The organism is Pseudoalteromonas rubra (assembly GCF_004212645.1).
GTDB lineage: Bacteria > Pseudomonadota > Gammaproteobacteria > Enterobacterales > Alteromonadaceae > Pseudoalteromonas > Pseudoalteromonas rubra_G.
The window spans coordinates 68,773-83,975 of record NZ_PPUZ01000001.1; the positions used below are offsets into that span (position 1 = coordinate 68,773).

10 protein-coding genes are annotated in these 15,203 nt (G+C 49.5%); 7 read left to right on the forward strand and 3 right to left on the reverse strand.

Going from position 1 to position 15,203, the window contains the following annotated elements; translation table 11 throughout:
• Nucleotides 1-2,094, forward strand: coding sequence for an SPFH domain-containing protein (locus C3B51_RS00220; RefSeq protein WP_125779372.1), 2,094 nt, complete (start codon nucleotides 1-3; stop codon nucleotides 2,092-2,094).
• 89 nt (nucleotides 2,095-2,183) lie between these two features.
• Nucleotides 2,184-7,970, forward strand: a complete 5,787-nt coding sequence (locus tag C3B51_RS00225; RefSeq protein WP_130243770.1) for a DNA repair ATPase — start codon at nucleotides 2,184-2,186, stop codon at nucleotides 7,968-7,970.
• 30 nt (nucleotides 7,971-8,000) lie between these two features.
• On the opposite strand, the gene yiaA is transcribed toward C3B51_RS00225, so the two are convergent.
• The 3 genes from yiaA to C3B51_RS00240 are packed head-to-tail and all read right to left on the reverse strand — an operon-like array spanning nucleotide 8,001 to nucleotide 9,621.
• Entirely contained in the window at nucleotides 8,001-8,447 is a 447-nt protein-coding gene (gene yiaA / locus C3B51_RS00230; RefSeq protein WP_130243771.1) for an inner membrane protein YiaA, read from the reverse strand.
• Nucleotides 8,448-8,458: 11 nt separating this feature from the next.
• Entirely contained in the window at nucleotides 8,459-9,244 is a 786-nt protein-coding gene (locus C3B51_RS00235; RefSeq protein WP_240701824.1) for a DUF2145 domain-containing protein, read from the reverse strand.
• Nucleotides 9,245-9,270: 26 nt separating this feature from the next.
• On the reverse strand, nucleotides 9,271-9,621 hold the full coding sequence (locus C3B51_RS00240) for a hypothetical protein (RefSeq protein ID WP_125720467.1): 351 nt from the start codon (nucleotides 9,619-9,621) through the stop codon (nucleotides 9,271-9,273).
• A 133-nt stretch (nucleotides 9,622-9,754) separates the two neighbouring features.
• On the opposite strand from C3B51_RS00240, the gene C3B51_RS00245 reads away from it, so the two are divergent.
• The 5 genes from C3B51_RS00245 (at nucleotide 9,755) to C3B51_RS00265 (ending at nucleotide 15,025) form a co-directional block, all read left to right on the forward strand.
• Nucleotides 9,755-10,534 (forward strand): helix-turn-helix domain-containing protein, encoded by a 780-nt coding sequence (locus C3B51_RS00245; RefSeq protein ID WP_130243773.1) that lies wholly within the window; start codon nucleotides 9,755-9,757, stop codon nucleotides 10,532-10,534.
• Between the two features lie 75 nt (nucleotides 10,535-10,609).
• The gene (locus C3B51_RS00250; RefSeq protein WP_130243774.1) at nucleotides 10,610-11,266 is read left to right on the forward strand and encodes a LysE family translocator; all 657 of its coding nucleotides are present in this window, start codon (nucleotides 10,610-10,612) and stop codon (nucleotides 11,264-11,266) included.
• Between the two features lie 281 nt (nucleotides 11,267-11,547).
• Nucleotides 11,548-12,591 (forward strand): GGDEF domain-containing protein, encoded by a 1,044-nt coding sequence (locus C3B51_RS00255; RefSeq protein ID WP_125720460.1) that lies wholly within the window; start codon nucleotides 11,548-11,550, stop codon nucleotides 12,589-12,591.
• Between the two features lie 311 nt (nucleotides 12,592-12,902).
• Nucleotides 12,903-13,964 (forward strand): hypothetical protein, encoded by a 1,062-nt coding sequence (locus C3B51_RS00260; protein ID WP_125720457.1) that lies wholly within the window; start codon nucleotides 12,903-12,905, stop codon nucleotides 13,962-13,964.
• Between the two features lie 11 nt (nucleotides 13,965-13,975).
• Nucleotides 13,976-15,025 (forward strand): hypothetical protein, encoded by a 1,050-nt coding sequence (locus C3B51_RS00265; RefSeq protein ID WP_130243775.1) that lies wholly within the window; start codon nucleotides 13,976-13,978, stop codon nucleotides 15,023-15,025.
• The last annotated feature ends 178 nt before the right edge of the window (nucleotides 15,026-15,203 follow it).

Here is a 15,203-nt window from a genome sequence, read left to right on the forward strand (position 1 = left end):
ATGGAATTTTTAAATAACCTTGGCCCAGTTTTGACCATAGTCGGCACTGCGATTGTCGTCATTTTTGCTGTTATTTTATTGATCGGTAAATTCTATCGAAAGGTGGAGCAGGGGCATGCCCTGATCATCAATAAAATGAAAAATGAACCTGATGTCACCACCACGGGCGGCATTGTTTATCCTGTGATCCACAAGATGGAAGTGATGGATATTTCCACTAAACGCATGGTGCTGGAGCGCCGCGACAGCAGTGGCTTGATCTGTAAAGACAATATCCGTGCTGATATTGCCATCACTTTTTATATCCGCGTGAACGAAAACAAAGAAGACATACTGCGGGTTGCCAAACAAGTGGGCTGTGCGCGCGCGTCAGAGCCGGAAACGCTACAAGAGCTGTTTGAAGCTAAGTTCTCTGAAGCGCTGAAAACCGTGGGCAAGCAGATGAACTTTGAGGAGCTGTTCACTCATCGTAACGAATTTCGCGACAGCATCAAAGAAGTCATTGGTCAGGACTTGTCGGGTTACACCTTAGAAGATGTGGCCATCGATTATCTTGAGCAAACCTCAATTCATAAGTTGGACTCGAGCAATATACTCGATGCGGAAGGTATTCGTCGCATTACGGAAAAAACCGCGGCCCAAAACGTTGAAACGAACCAGTTAAAGTGTGACGAGCAGGCGAAAATTGAGATCCAAAATCAGGCGGCGCTGGAAAAAACACTGGAAATTGAGCGTCAGAAACAAGACGCCATGGCCAAGCAAAAGCGTGAAATTGAAACCGTTCAGGCACGCGAAGAGGCCGAAGCTGAGCGCGTTAAGCAAGAAGAGCGTCTGAAGGCTGAAGAAGCGCGCCTCAAGGCCGATGAAGCAATCCAGATTGCAGAGCAAAACAGGCAGCGTGAAGTCGATATTGCGGAGCAAAACCGCCTGCGGGTACTCGCTATTGAGGAAGAAAAAGTAGCGCGTTCACGTGAAATTGAAGTGATTGAGCGGGAAAAAGAAACCGAGATCCTGCGCATTAACAAAGAGAAAGCGCTGGAAGTAGAGCGCAAAGAAATTGCCGATGTACAGCGCGATCGGGTTGCGGTTGAAAAAACGGTGGCGCAGGAGCAAGAACGCATTAAAGACGTGCAAACACTGGCTGCCGCTGAACGTGATAAGCAGGCCATTGTGATCCGAGCCCAGGCCGAAGCCGAAGAAGCGCTGGTGAAAGACATTGAAGCGGCCAAAGCACAAGAGCAGGCTGCGGAATTTAAAGCCCGTGAAATGGAGAAAATGGCAGAAGCTGAATTGCGCATTGCCAATCAACAGGCGGAATCGAAGAAAATCCTGGCAGAAGCCACACAAGTGGAGGCCGCAGCTTCCGGTCTGGCCGAAGCTGAAGTGATCAAAGCGAAAGCGCAGGCGAATGCATTGCAGGGTGAAAGCGATGCCAAAGTATTACAGCAGCGGCTTGAAGCAGAAGCGCATGGTAAGCGTGATATCGGTCTGGCAGAGGCCGAAGTACAAACTGCGATGGCCGATGCAATGGAGAAGCAGGGTGAAGCGGAAGCGATTAACCTAGAGCGCAGAATGTCGGCCGAAGCTAAAGGTCTGGAAGAGAAGCTTCAGGCACTTAATGCTATGGATAAAGATGCCCGGGACTACGAAGGCTTTACACTGCAACTGAACCAGCAAAAAGAACTAACCCTGGCACAGCTGGCAGCGAACAAAGAGATTGCGGCTCATCAGGCACAAGTGCTGGCCAAGGCGCTGAGCGATGCTGACATCAACTTTATGGGTGGTGATGGCCAGTTCTTCAACCAGTTTATGAATGCTATTACTGTGGGTAAATCCATCGATGGTCTGGTCAATGAAAGCCAGACGATGCAGACGGTATTTAAAGATCACCTTAACGGCGAGCGCAACCTGATGGACGACCTCAAAGGCGTGCTGGCGGGGGCTAATGCCTCATCCGAGACACTGAAGAACATCAATATGAGCAAGTTTTTTCAGCAGTTGAGCAATACGTCAGATGCGGAGAAACAACAATTACTTAGCCTGCTTGGCAGTTCACTGAACGGTAATTCAGCTAAAAACACAACCCAGGAATAAACCCTGCGCCGGGGCGCCGCCCCAATGTTTTTTAAGGTGCGTGATAGCGAACCGGTATCGCGCACCGGATATGATTACAGGAAAGTGATATGACGGAACCAACAAGCCAGGACACTGCATCACACAGCGCGCTGGAGCAGGGCTCCTATCAATTGATAAAGCGCCGTCTGAGTAACTTTGGTAGTGAACTACGCACTCAGGTTGATGCGCTCAATAGCCAGCGTATTGACGCCTTTGGCAGCACAGAGCTGAAAGTACAGGGCCGCGCCCGGGTCCGCACCGAGCACAATTGTATTCCCAGAGATATTGTGTTGATCGGTGATAAGTTGATCTTCGCCTACAACGTCTTTATGGGCCTCAAACAAAGCACGCATGTCAGTGATGTATTTAGTGTGCACAAGCTGGTGTTACAAGACGACCATTATGAGGTTGAACCTTACCCTGCAGAGACCAAGTTTCTGACTGACGCCCGCTTTTTGCGGGACTTTGAGGAGCTTTATACCTATTACAAAGAAACCCGGCTGCAACATTTGTTTGTGCAGGGTGGCAAGTTGTTTGCGCTGTTTCAGATTGGTGACAGGCTCAGCGATGTCAGGGTATTTCGCTGGCAAATTGCTGCGGATAACACACTCGATTACATAGATAACCGTGGTGAACGAGACATCTCAGAGCACAGCGGCTTTGATTTTGAATGGATCAAGACGGACCGTGCCCAGCATGAGGAAGGCCGACACCCGCACATTAATGTGCTGGATACTGTGTTTGTCGAAACCGTCGGTGGCGACCTGACGATAAAGATAGAGAACAGCACTGAAACGGGTGAAGGCATATACAGCGAGGCGGTGGAAGACAGCAATCAGTCATTGGCAGACTGTGAGTTGCATTATGCCCGAGTCGGGGAGCTTATCCTGCTCAAGGTGTTGCCTTACCGTGAAAAACTGTGGCGTTATTTTATCTATAACTGCCGAACACAGCAGGTTGTCAGGCAGGACGCCATTGGTCAGGCTTGCGTCCAGTTGCCGGAAGATCACGGTATTATTTTTCCGGGGGGCTACTATCTGCAATCCGGTCAGACCCGCTATTTCGAAGATAAAATCGATGACCTGGAGTTTCATCGTCAGCTGAAATCGCCTAATGGTGAAGACGTGCTGTACGTGTTTTATGAGCCCACCGAAGGTCGTTATGCGCTGTTTGCCTACAACATCATCGAAAAGAACCTACAAAACCCCATTTATTGTCACGGTTATGGCATTTATGAAGATGGCTTAACACTGACCTTTAAAGCAGAGCAGGAAGAAGCCGAGCGGGTTCACCCGATCCAGATCTGGCAAAGCCCCTTTTGTTCAGCCGAGTTTGCTGCCAATGCGCCGACGCCCACGAGTGTGTTTGGTCGCATCGGCAACCCGGACTTGGTCAGGGCCATCTCAGATTTATATAGCGTCTGTAAGGCCGTCAGCGATCAAAACCCCAGTGTGTTCCATTACGAAGATTTGATCTCACATACCCGGGGGATACTCGATCGTTATCACTGGCTGGCGGAAGCGGATTTCAGCACCATTAATACGCAGCTGCATGACATCTTTGAAACCTCCGAGCAGGTACTGGATGAGTTTGAGAAAGTCAGCCAGATCCAACAAAGCGCGCGACAGGCTGAAGCGGATATTGAACAGGAAAGTCACCAGATACTACGTGAGGTTCGCCCCGACAGCTTTGAGCAAGCCAGTGAGTTTGTGGCCAGTCTGGAGGCGCTGAAACTGCTCAAGGGCAAAGTGATCAGCCTGGAGGAAGTGAAATACATCAATCTGGACGTGCTGAGCGCTATCCAAGGCAGTATTGATGAGCAGACCCGCATACTCAGCTATGCCACGGCGAATTTTCTGCAGCAGGATAAAGCACTGGCGCCGTATTATGCGCAGTTGCAGGAAATTAATACACAAAGCGAGCAAAGCGACAGTGTCACTGAACTTAAGGGTTACCTTGGTGCACTGGAAACACTGGGCGGCGAGCTGGATCTGCTAAACCACACTATGCTGGATCTGGAGATTGAAGACAGCCGGGTCAGAACACAAATTCTCGAAGACGTGAGCGCTGTTTATGCACTGGTGAATCGGGCCAAAGCCGCCGTCGAGATCCGTCGTAAAAGTCTCGGGAGTGTTGAAGCCAAGGCCGAATTTGCCGCGCGCTTTAAGTTGTTCAGTCAGAGTATCACCAGTGCCCTGAGCGCCGCTAAAACGCCTGAGCAATGTGACGAGCAGCTGTCTCGGTTGCTTATACAACTTGAGGAGCTGGAGTCCCAGTTCAGTGAGTATGATGAATTTCTCGGAGAGATCCTGGCCAAGCGGGACGATGTATACGAAAGTTTTGAGGCGCACAAACAGCAGCTGATTGATGAACGCCAACGTCGGGCACTGAATCTGGCAACCGCTGCTGAGCGGATTTTACAGGGAGTAAGCCGTCGCACCCAAAGCTTTACTGAGCTGGACCAGATAAACAGTTATTTTGCCTCTGATCCTATGATCAGTAAACTACGCAGTCTGACTCAGGAGCTCAAAGACCTTGGCGACGAGGTTAAAGCAGACGACATTGCCGCTAAGCTCAAAGCCAGTAAAGATCAGGGGATCCGATCACTCAGAGATAAACAGGATATCTATAGCGATGGCGGTAAAACCGTCAAAATCGGCAAGCATGGCTTTAGTGTTAATAAACAGGTGCTGGACCTGACGTTGTTGCCTCGCGATGACGAGCTAATGCTGCACCTGACCGGGACCGAGTACTTCGATGTGATTCCCGATCAGCAGGCCCGCTCACAGCTGGCAAAGGCCGCGGATTACTGGGCGCAAACCTTGCCATCCGAAAGTGCAGAGATTTATCGCGGTGAGTTTTTGGCAGCTCAGATCCTGCGTGCGGCGCAACGAGGTGAATCTGAACTGTCGATAGAGCAGCTACAGCGTGCGCAGCAAGAAGACTCGTTACTGACCTTAGTGCAAGCGTTTGCTGAGCCCAGGTATCAGGAAGGCTATGAAAAAGGCATTCATGACTTTGATGCAACGCAGATCCTGAGCGTGTTACTGCAACAAAAAAGCGAACTGGGGTTACTAATTTATCCTGCCAGCTGTCGGGTGATGGCTCAGCTGTTTGTCTCTGTGTTAGATCAGGATAAGTTACAGCCGCTGCAACGCCAGGCAACCCAGGCGCAACTGATGGCCACTACGCTTAGCGATCCGCGCTTTAACCAGTTACTGATTGGTGAGCTAGGTGAGCAGCTTAGTGATTTTGCAGCGCAGCTGGGTGATTATACTGCGAGTCTGGCACGTTATTCTGCACCACTGAGCGCTGAATATCTCATTCAGATGCTGGCGGCAAGCAGTAACGGCCAGCCACAGTTTGAAGTGCAGGCAGACGCACTCAAACTGGCGGAGCAGTTCCAGAGTATGGCTAAAGCCAAAGGCTTCTGGCAGACGCTGCAAGAGACCTTTGCTGAGTTAACCACCTTGTCAGAAAAGTGCCGCCTGGCGTTTGGCTGGCTGAGCGCTTATGGCGAGCAACATGACGCGAACCTCGATTGTCAGATAGAAGCCGCGAATTATTTGTTACTGATGGAGCATACGGGCCTCAGTTATCAGGTGCGTGATGTTCAGACGCAGACGCACGTATCCGGTTTGATGGGGCAACACTTGCGTATTGAAGAGCAGACTTTGGCGCTCGATTATGCTGAGTTTTTGGCGCGTACCAGTGCTTACATTGAGCAGGCTTTACCTGCGTATCAGCGCTATCAGCAGTTAAAAGCGGATGTGCTGCAGGCGCAAAAAGCCCGCCTGCAACTGGAAGAGTTTAAGCCCAGACCGCTGAGCTCATTTGTGCGCAACCAGCTCATAGATAAGGTCTATTTTCCGATCATTGGCGATAACCTGGCCAAGCAAATCGGTGCCTCAGGCAGTGCCAAGCGCACCGACTTAATGGGCATGCTGTTGCTTATCTCGCCGCCGGGATATGGTAAAACCACTTTGATTGAGTACGTGGCAAACCGCCTTGGACTGACTTTTGTTAAGGTCAACTGCCCGTCGATTGGTCACGATCAGGTTTCTTTGGATCCGTCTCAGGCGATTAATGCGACGGCCGCCAAAGAGATAGATAAGATCAACCAGAGCTTCGAAATGGGCAACAACGTAATGCTCTATCTGGATGATATTCAGCATACCAACCCGGAATTTTTACAAAAGTTTATTTCGCTGTGTGATGGCTCTCGGCGCATTGACGGGGTATGGAATGGTAAGAGTAAAACCTACGACCTGCGTGGTAAAAAGTTTGCCGTAGTGATGGCGGGTAACCCGTATACCGAATCGGGTGAAAGCTTTAAGATCCCGGACATGCTGGCGAACCGGGCTGACATTTACAACCTGGGCGATACACTGGCCGGGTGCGAGCAAGAGTTTGCCATGAGCTTTGTGGAAAATGCACTCACTTCCAATGCCGTGCTGGCGCCACTGGCAAACCGCAATATGGCTGATTTGTACAAGTTGGTCCGTATCGCGCAAGGGGAAGACATTTCTCTGAACGAGCTGGAATATGGTTACTCTCAGGCCCAGGCCAATGAAATTACAGCGGTGCTTCAGAAGTTACTGGTCATTCGCGAAACCGTGCTTAAAGTTAACGCCCAATATATTGCCTCGGCAGCGCAGGACGATAACTATCGGACTGAGCCACCATTTAAGTTGCAGGGCAGTTACCGCAACATGAACAAGATGGCCGAAAAGGTAGTCGCCGCCATGAATCAGGACGAACTGGAAAACCTGATCCAGGATCACTATCGGGGTGAAGCGCAAACACTGAGTAAGGGCAGTGAAGAAAACCTGCTAAAACTGGGCGAACTGCGCGACACGCTCACAGCCGAAGAAAGTGAACGCTGGGCTCAGATCAAGGCGGACTATGCACGCCTTAATCGGGCTAATGACGCGGGAAGTCCGGCATTACTGGCGGTTGAGCAACTGGCCGAAGTGAGCGGGGCGTTATCACAGATAGCCTCTCGTCTGGATAAAGCGCAGCTGAGTCACAATTACAGTGAGCAGTTTGAAGGATTGCGAGCGATTCTTGGTGAGCAGGGCGTGACCGCACAGCTGCAACAACTGACCCGACAGGCTGAGCAGCCAGCCATCCTGACGGCGTTGGAGCAACTTGCTGAACAGCACAAGGCGCAAAACCAGCAGCTCCCACAGTGGCTGGAGACCATCACTGAGACAATAAACTCGGTCGCGCAGAACAGTGAAAACGCTACTCGTCAGGGGCAGGCTGAGCTCAAAGAAGTGCTCGAAGTGCTGGTGGCCTATCAGCAGTCAGGACAAAGTGAGCTGGTGCAGACACTGAGCGAGACGGTCAGCCAGGCGATGGCTCAAAGCGATCAGCTTGCTACCGGCAACCTGGCAACGCTGAAGTCGGCGCTGGATTCTTTGCTCAGGCAGCAGCAGACTAACATGTCGGCTCAGACCCAGGGTGTAACAAATGCACTGGCGCAGTCCACTGCACAATTGCAGCATCATCAGGGCGCACTGGATAAAGTGCTGACGACACTGATCAGCCAGCAACAGTCTGAACAGATGATGCAAGGTGATGCCCAGCAGGTACTAATCGCCGAATTGACGACGCAGCTTGCGCGTATTCAGTCGGCTAATGTGCAGGTAGATAACTACAGTGATGATGCCAGTGCTCAGGCGCTCAGTGCGGTGACCGAATTGCTCAGTCGTATGCATCAGGCATCGCAGCAGAGCAAGGACGTGGTACTGAGTGAGCAGCTGACAGATGTTCTTAATAAGCTTGAGAACTTGCAACTGGCGCCTGCTGATAGCAATGAACCAAGAGGAGAGAATCCTTATATGTTATAAGGCCGCACAGCGCGGCCGTATAATCTCTGCTTACTCCTCGCCTTCCGTGCTATTCGCGGTTGGTGCAGGAGTGTCTGCCACTAAGCCCTGACTATCCCGAACGTTCTTTTGAACGGCAATAGCGGCATACAGGCTCATCAGATACGCGATACCATAAAAGCCCTTTTCACTGAGCAGTAACTCGGCGCGCCACAGAGCAAATACCAGTAAAACGATGGCCAGCACGGTGGAGGCCAGGCTCAGTAAATAATAAATGTTTGAGGTCGGGATTTGCTCCTGCCTGTCACGAATACACTTTTGCAGTGATACCGCAGAAAACAGGCCATACAGCAGGGCAATCAGGTAATAGCCTTTTTCGTTTAAGGCCATTTGTGCGTTGAACAGACCAATCAGATAACAGGCAATACCAATCAGCAGGGCTGCCACAGAGGCCAGTCGAAATGCTTTACTTGGTGTATAAGGGGTTGAATGCGTCATAATCTGTTCTCCTAAAGTGGGTATTTCAAATCAACCGGTCCATTCGGTGTCAGCACGGTACTGTGCGTGAGCAACTGATTGTCGTTCAGGTATTGGGCGATAGCGCGAAAGGTGGTGGTTTTGACCTTACCCTGGTGGTCGCTGCTGTCGATACCCTCGTTAAAAAACGCGCCCAGTGCCAGTTTAAAACGGCTGACATTGAGTGTTTGCGGCTTAAAATAGGCCCGCGTATTCACCTTGAGCTGTGCCATGTCTGTGGTGTTATATAAAGCTGCATTGATCACATTCAGCGTATGCTCGGTGCAGTTCTGTTTTTGATTATTAAAGGGGTTGGCCACCACAGAGTAGCTTGGATTGTGGACCTTTTCTGGTACCCCCTGCGCAATGGCGTTTAGCAGCTTTTGTTGTAATGCCCGGCTGGGGACCGCAATAGCTGCTTTAAGGTCATGCACTGACCAGAAAAAGTCTGTCGGGTAATCGACTATCAGCTGGCTGGTGCCGGGGTCGTCGCTCAGTTGATATAAATTGTGAATGGCATAGCCCTGCTTCTTCTCGCCCTCGGTGGTTGTGAGTTCGGAATACACCGCCAGTGCGACATGGGTAAATTCGATGCCCTTGGGCAAGTCTTCCAGCGCTCGACCAACCCGGCCGATAACAAACACGTGTGCGCCCTGGGCTGCGGCATAACGCTCGACCTGTTTGGCAAACTGAGCAATCTGCTTTGCTTCAAAGCGAGCTTCGCTACTATTCTGGCTGCCTGCAAAAGTGTGTGTGCTGGCACATATTGCTGCGGCCATACACATTCCTTGTATCCATTTCATTGTTAAAGCTCCTCGTTAAGCGCCTGCGCCGGTGCCGGTCCTGCAATTAATACATCGTCACAAATAGGTAAAGGTTTTGGGCTGGCGGCGTCAGATAAGTCTGCTGCGGCCCTGGTACTGGCCATACCTACTGAAATTGCACTGAACCCGACTACTGCAACGGGGATAGCAACTGCAATCATAGACACTTTTGCGCCTGCAACGGCACTTTCACCAACGCTAAGTGCACTGTACTTACTGGCCTGGCTGCCATGATGGCTGGCCTGTGATGCATGGCTGTCATTGGCCATTGCCTGCGTACAGACCATGCCTAATAGTGCGGTACACAAAACTGAACGAAGTAAGTGAGTCATGTTTTTCCCTCCTGGTAAACAAACCATGTGGCTTGCGTTGACTTGTTTTCCAATTTAGCGCAGGGATTATATTTGTATACTAAAATTTAATATGTATAGTAATCAGAGACTGTAAGTATAGGAATATAATACTTTGAGCCAGATCCCTTTAATTACTTCAACGCTTAAACAGCTATTGAAGCAGCACAAACTGACCTATAAAGAGGTCGCCAATGCGCTGGATATGAGCGAGGCCAATGTTAAACGCGTGTTCGCCACAGAGCAGTTCAGCCTGCAACGGCTCGAGCAGATCTGCGACCTGATGCAGTTGTCTTTGGCGGACTTGTTCGAGCTCGGCGAGCAAAAGCAGTCACTGGTGAGCCAGCTCACCCAGGATCAGGAGCAGGAGTTGATGGAAAACCCCAAACTGTTTTTGGTGGCGGTGTGCGTAAGAGATGGCTGGCAATTTGAAGACATTGTCTCTCAGTATCAAATTGATGAGCTTGAGTGTATTCGCTTGCTGGCACGCTTAGATAGTTTGAACATGATCCAGCTGTTGCCCAACAATCGTTATAAATCGCTGGTTGCGCAGGACTTTCGCTGGATCCCCGGCGGTCCGCTAGAGCGCTTTATTGAACAGCAGGTGCTGACCAAGTTTTTACAGGGAGATTTTAACCGTGAGGATAGTTTTCGGTTTTATTTACGCGGCAGCTACAGTGAGGCCACCATCAGTGTGGTGCGACGTCGCCTGGAGCAGCTCACCAAAGAGGTAGCTCAGCTTAATCAGCAAGACGCCCGTTTGCCGCTGAATAAACGCCAGAGCGTGGGCCTGTTTCTGGCCATGCGTCCCTGGCAGCTGGGGCTGTTTAACGATCTCAGGCGCGAAGACAGGGCAGAAGCGCCTGTACAAAGCGCAAAAACCTCGCAACCATGATTTATTTTATGTATTTAAATGGGTACACTTAAATCATAACTCATATCTTAAAATGGCTTTGGGCCCCGGGATAGCATGATAGATCTCACCTTATTACCGCTGTTTTTCACGACCATCTTCTTTTTGGTGATAAGCCCCGGTCCCGATCTTTTGCTGTTATCCAGTTATTCTGCAACGAAAGGGTTTCGGGCTGGGGCATATATTGCGTTGGGGATCCTGCTTGCAGGCTTTGTACAAACGGCATTGGTGGCTTTTGGCCTCGGCCAGATAATGCAAACCATGCCCCTGGTGGCGTTGGCAGTTAAGTTAATTGGTGCCGTCTATCTGGCTTATCTGGGGGTGAAAATGTTACTGCATTGGTACAAACATCGCAGTATGGCCCCTTCTCAGGATAAAACAGATTTGGCCGACATGGGCCTTAAAGGCGCAGAGCTGATAAAGCGAGGGTGTCTTAATAATTTACTTAACCCTAAAGCGCTATTGTTCTTTAGTTTGTTTTTACCTCAGTTTACCACTGCGGATCATGACCTGAGCACGCAATTGATCACGCTTGGACTGATGCTCAGTGTGTTTGCCTTTGTCGTTAATCTATTGTTTGCCGCTGCGCTTAGCAATCTGGCGAAAACCATAGCAACGCGCTTTAAAGGAATAAAACGTTGGGCGGTTCATCTTGACGGAGTACTGGGGACTTTGTTTATTGCGTTATCAGCACGTCTGGCACTGAGTAAGTAAAACGTCATTGTATGGTAATAAGCAATAATTAAGATGACTTAAATATGGGGAGTTCCAAAATTTTTTAATTTTATCAAAGGTTTGAATAAATTATTTTAAAAATATCCGAGTGGGGATTTTTTATGCTCCACGAATAGTAAAGTGAATTTATTTGTAAATGACACGATATGATTGATTAATTTTTCCTAATTATTTAGTATTGCACGCGTTTGGCTCCAAAAGTAGAACAATAAATAAACAATAATACATTGCCACCAGACAATGTGACTTGATGGACCTTTATGGAATTTGATACAACACTGACTCAGTCTGCGCATTACCTTAAACAGGCGCTCCCCATTATGATCCGTAATCGGATCCCACTGACACCGCTGAACTATTCTATTTGTTATTGTTATGTCGTGGGGTCGCAGCCTGAGCTGAATGTTGAGTTTGATCAGATTTTAGCCCGTTATCAAAGTTGCCCGCCACATCTGGCCAGAGAGCTGTTTGATAAGTACCTTTCTCAGCAAGATTTGGCCTTGTTTCATGAAATTTCTCATTCTTTTCAGGGTACTATAGATCAGGTCCAAAGCGGAATTTGTGAAACCCTGGAATCCTCGCAGGATTTTTCGGCTTTTCTGTCTGAGTGCCATTATGGATTGCATAGCCTGAAAAAGCGCGGCTCGGAGCATGATCCGCGTGCCTATGATGAAGTATTGGAATACGTATCCCGGCTAACCCGCGAAGCCGTCGCCATGCAGCAAAATGCACTGGGCTTTCAAAGTAAACTGGAAGTCGCTTACGACGAAATCAAGTTACTCAAAGAAGCATTGTTTGCTTCACAGCGAGAAGCCAATACCGACAAGCTTACAGGCCTGTTAAATCGTGGCAAGTTCGATGAAGATATTATGAGCTTTTGTGCCCAGCCGCGAAGTAAGCAGAAAGTGTTGATATTTGTCGATATCGATCACTTTAAACGCTTTAACGACGATTTTGGTCATCAAAAAGGCGATGATATTCTTCGTAAAGTGGCTGAAAAACTGGCACATCATGCCCAAGGTCGTGGCGATGCTTATCGCTATGGTGGTGAAGAATTTTGCCTGACCCTGGCGCTGAGCAGTGTCAGTGAGGCGGTCAGTTTTGCCAACATGGTTCGTCAGGATATTCGTAAGCTTTCGGTCAAAGATAAAAAAACCGGTGAGCCTATCAGACAGATCACGGCCAGCTTTGGGATAGCGCTATATAAAGACGGCGCGCCCTGGCAGAGCCTGATTGAACTGGCAGACAGAGCGCTCTATCTGGCCAAATCACACGGACGAGATCGGGTCGAAATTGCCGGCTAATCGCCGGTAATTGCAATGATCTTGGTCCAAATATCTCGTCACTTCGCACACCTTCAATCTCTTCCGATTGCCTATTACCTAAATTACAAACGTTAATAAAAGTTTAACTTATATTCTCTTTGTGGTTGATTTTTGATCATATACTCATTAGCTTATTATTCGCTTTAACTAAAAGGTCAGACGTCAGATGAGTGTTATTCTTGCACATTAATACCCAGTGAACCGTATGTGGTATTGCAGTATTGCACGGCGGCATAAATCTGAAGACTGGTCACAGAACACAATGATTTTAATAGGATAAAGAGGAAATTATGCAGCACAAAATCAAATACTTTCTGCGTCTGTCTTGGCTCTTCCTGCTAAGTTCGGTGGCATTTAATACGTTTGCAAGTGGTTATAAAGTTGTTCTTATTCACGGTCTTCAGACCAGCCAAATTACGTCTGGTTACCCCATTGATGTACCCGCTGATGGCGCGTCTTACTGGTCTGAATTTTGGGCGCAGCATGCGGATGTGCGCATTGACTGGCCTGCTTTAGAGCGCATTGAAGGCAAGATTGCCAGCGATTACGTTTGGCCTAAGCTAAAACAAATGTCACAGCAGGGCACTTGTCAGCCAGGTTGCATTCTAGTGACTCACTCTACGGGCGATTTGGTTGCTCGTTATCTGTTAGATAATCAGGCTAACTGGCTTGAAAATGCCGGGCTGGCGCCGCTGAATATTGTCGCCACGTTTGATATCGCCGGTGCTGGTGGTGGCAGTGAGCTGGCTGATTTAGCCGTTAGTGTGGCGCAAGGCACAGCTGGACTAAACCCATTGCTTGAAGCTGCTATTACGGCCTGGCTGGGCGGCTCCATTGAAGGCCGTTTGGGTGTGCTTAACGACCTAAAAGTGAACAACGCTAGACAAATTGCGGCGTTACCAGAAGCAAGAACGCCCAGGCTGCGCTTTGTCGCCGATGGCACGCTGTTTTTGGGGGCCACCAAGCTTTTCCTTAAAGGCACCGACGACAGCGTTGTTGCAACCCACTCAGCGTGTGGCGCGAGCCGTGCCGACGACTTTGGCAGCTGTAGTGCCAGCATTGCGACCAGCGGCAAGATAGCCTCTCAAAGCGATGCGGTCAGTGGGTTTATGCCACATCACTACCCTATGCTGATGAGTGACAAATACGATCATTTCTCTGTGATCAACGACCGTGCAGAAGGCAAAGTGACTGCGGCTCTGACCAGCAGACAGCTGCTTGATGGCAATGTCGTAAACTTCAACACTTACGATGAAGAAACCGGTGCCTGGTTCTGGAAGAGTACCTATCGTTATGTTGAAAATTCAGCAAATAACAGCCTGTCTCGCCTGATGCTGAACGCAATGCAATAGGAGAGACAGGTATGAAGCCCCGGATGTTCATTATTTTGATGTGTGTGGCAATCGGGCTTGGTTACTGGTGGCTCAGCGATGACGCTGAGCCTACTCAGCCTGGAGTCAAAGCTAAGACGCAGGACCCCGCAGAGTATGAAAAACCAGTACTAAAGGCTGCAATCATTGCGGCTCAGGCCAAACCGGATGCGCAGCGTGAGCGTCACGTGCCCGTTGCCATGACGGAGGCGGCAGCGCAAGTCGCTGATTTGTACGCGCAGCAGCTGCAATATGCCCCATACTCCCAGCCGCTCACACTGGCAGATGTCGACAGGCTGACCCCCAATCACTTTTATCCTGTCACTATTCCGACGCAGAACATAGACGAGGTACTGACGCTCAAGGTCAGTCAGTATCGTTTTGTTTATCCTGAGCCGATAGAGTTAGTGCTGACGGGCAGTGATATTTATGGCGCCAGCGTATCTGTCAGCGAAGTAGAGAGCAACAAAGTGTTGACTACCCAAAGCCTGATAGAGCAAGAAGGTCGCTATTTTGCCAGCATATCCGCAAAGAAAGACTTTCCCCGGGAATTGCAACTGACTGTTCGTGCGCATGTCAGAGGAGACGAAATCCCGCTGGTCGCGCAAGTTCAGTATATGAAGCCCAGTGCCGAGCTGCTGAATCTGGAGCAGGCGCGGGTGCAGGGGAGCGATCTGCTGGTTGACGCCAGACTCAAAGTGCAGGAAGCCGGTATTTATCGGATCAGAGCAAATTTGTTTGCAGGCGAGCAGCCCTTGTCACATGTGGTTGCCAGAAAACGTTTAAGTGAAGGTGTGCAGACTTTGCCACTTAAAATTCACCAAAGCGTATTACCAGAGCTGGCAACAGGATTAAAACTGACTACGTTCGTGGTGGAGCGCATGTCTGGCTCACCGCAGGAAAAAGCACGTTTTGGTCGCAGTAAAGTGGATACGTATTCGCTGGAGACAGTGGATTTGTCTGATCTGAAACGACAGCCCTATACACCCAGTGCACAAGAGCAGCAGAAACTGGCGTTTTTGAAGCAGTTGGGCAAACAGTAGTGTAATGAGCAGAAAAGCGCAGAATGCTATGGTTGGATAGTTCACTGTGTAAGTCGTTTCTTTGCCTGTTACTGGGGTAGAGCTAAAAGGCTTTGACAGAGCACTATCCTATACCCGTATGTACCATCCCACCCTTGTTAGGGGTGTGCAACTTCATCTTTGTTTCTTTGTCTGTTTC

What these genes read in the sequence shown, in the direction of transcription:
- C3B51_RS00255 (WP_125720460.1), top strand. Translation starts at nt 11,548, where the DNA reads ATGGAATTTGATACAACACTGACTCAGTCTGCGCATTACCTTAAACAG.
- C3B51_RS00220 (WP_125779372.1), top strand. Translation starts at nt 1, where the DNA reads ATGGAATTTTTAAATAACCTTGGCCCAGTTTTGACCATAGTCGGCACT.
- C3B51_RS00235 (WP_240701824.1), bottom strand. Translation starts at nt 9,244, where the DNA reads ATGGCCGCAGCAATATGTGCCAGCACACACACTTTTGCAGGCAGCCAG.
- C3B51_RS00250 (WP_130243774.1), top strand. Translation starts at nt 10,610, where the DNA reads ATGATAGATCTCACCTTATTACCGCTGTTTTTCACGACCATCTTCTTT.
- C3B51_RS00225 (WP_130243770.1), top strand. Translation starts at nt 2,184, where the DNA reads ATGACGGAACCAACAAGCCAGGACACTGCATCACACAGCGCGCTGGAG.
- yiaA (WP_130243771.1), bottom strand. Translation starts at nt 8,447, where the DNA reads ATGACGCATTCAACCCCTTATACACCAAGTAAAGCATTTCGACTGGCC.
- C3B51_RS00260 (WP_125720457.1), top strand. Translation starts at nt 12,903, where the DNA reads ATGCAGCACAAAATCAAATACTTTCTGCGTCTGTCTTGGCTCTTCCTG.
- C3B51_RS00240 (WP_125720467.1), bottom strand. Translation starts at nt 9,621, where the DNA reads ATGACTCACTTACTTCGTTCAGTTTTGTGTACCGCACTATTAGGCATG.
- C3B51_RS00265 (WP_130243775.1), top strand. Translation starts at nt 13,976, where the DNA reads ATGAAGCCCCGGATGTTCATTATTTTGATGTGTGTGGCAATCGGGCTT.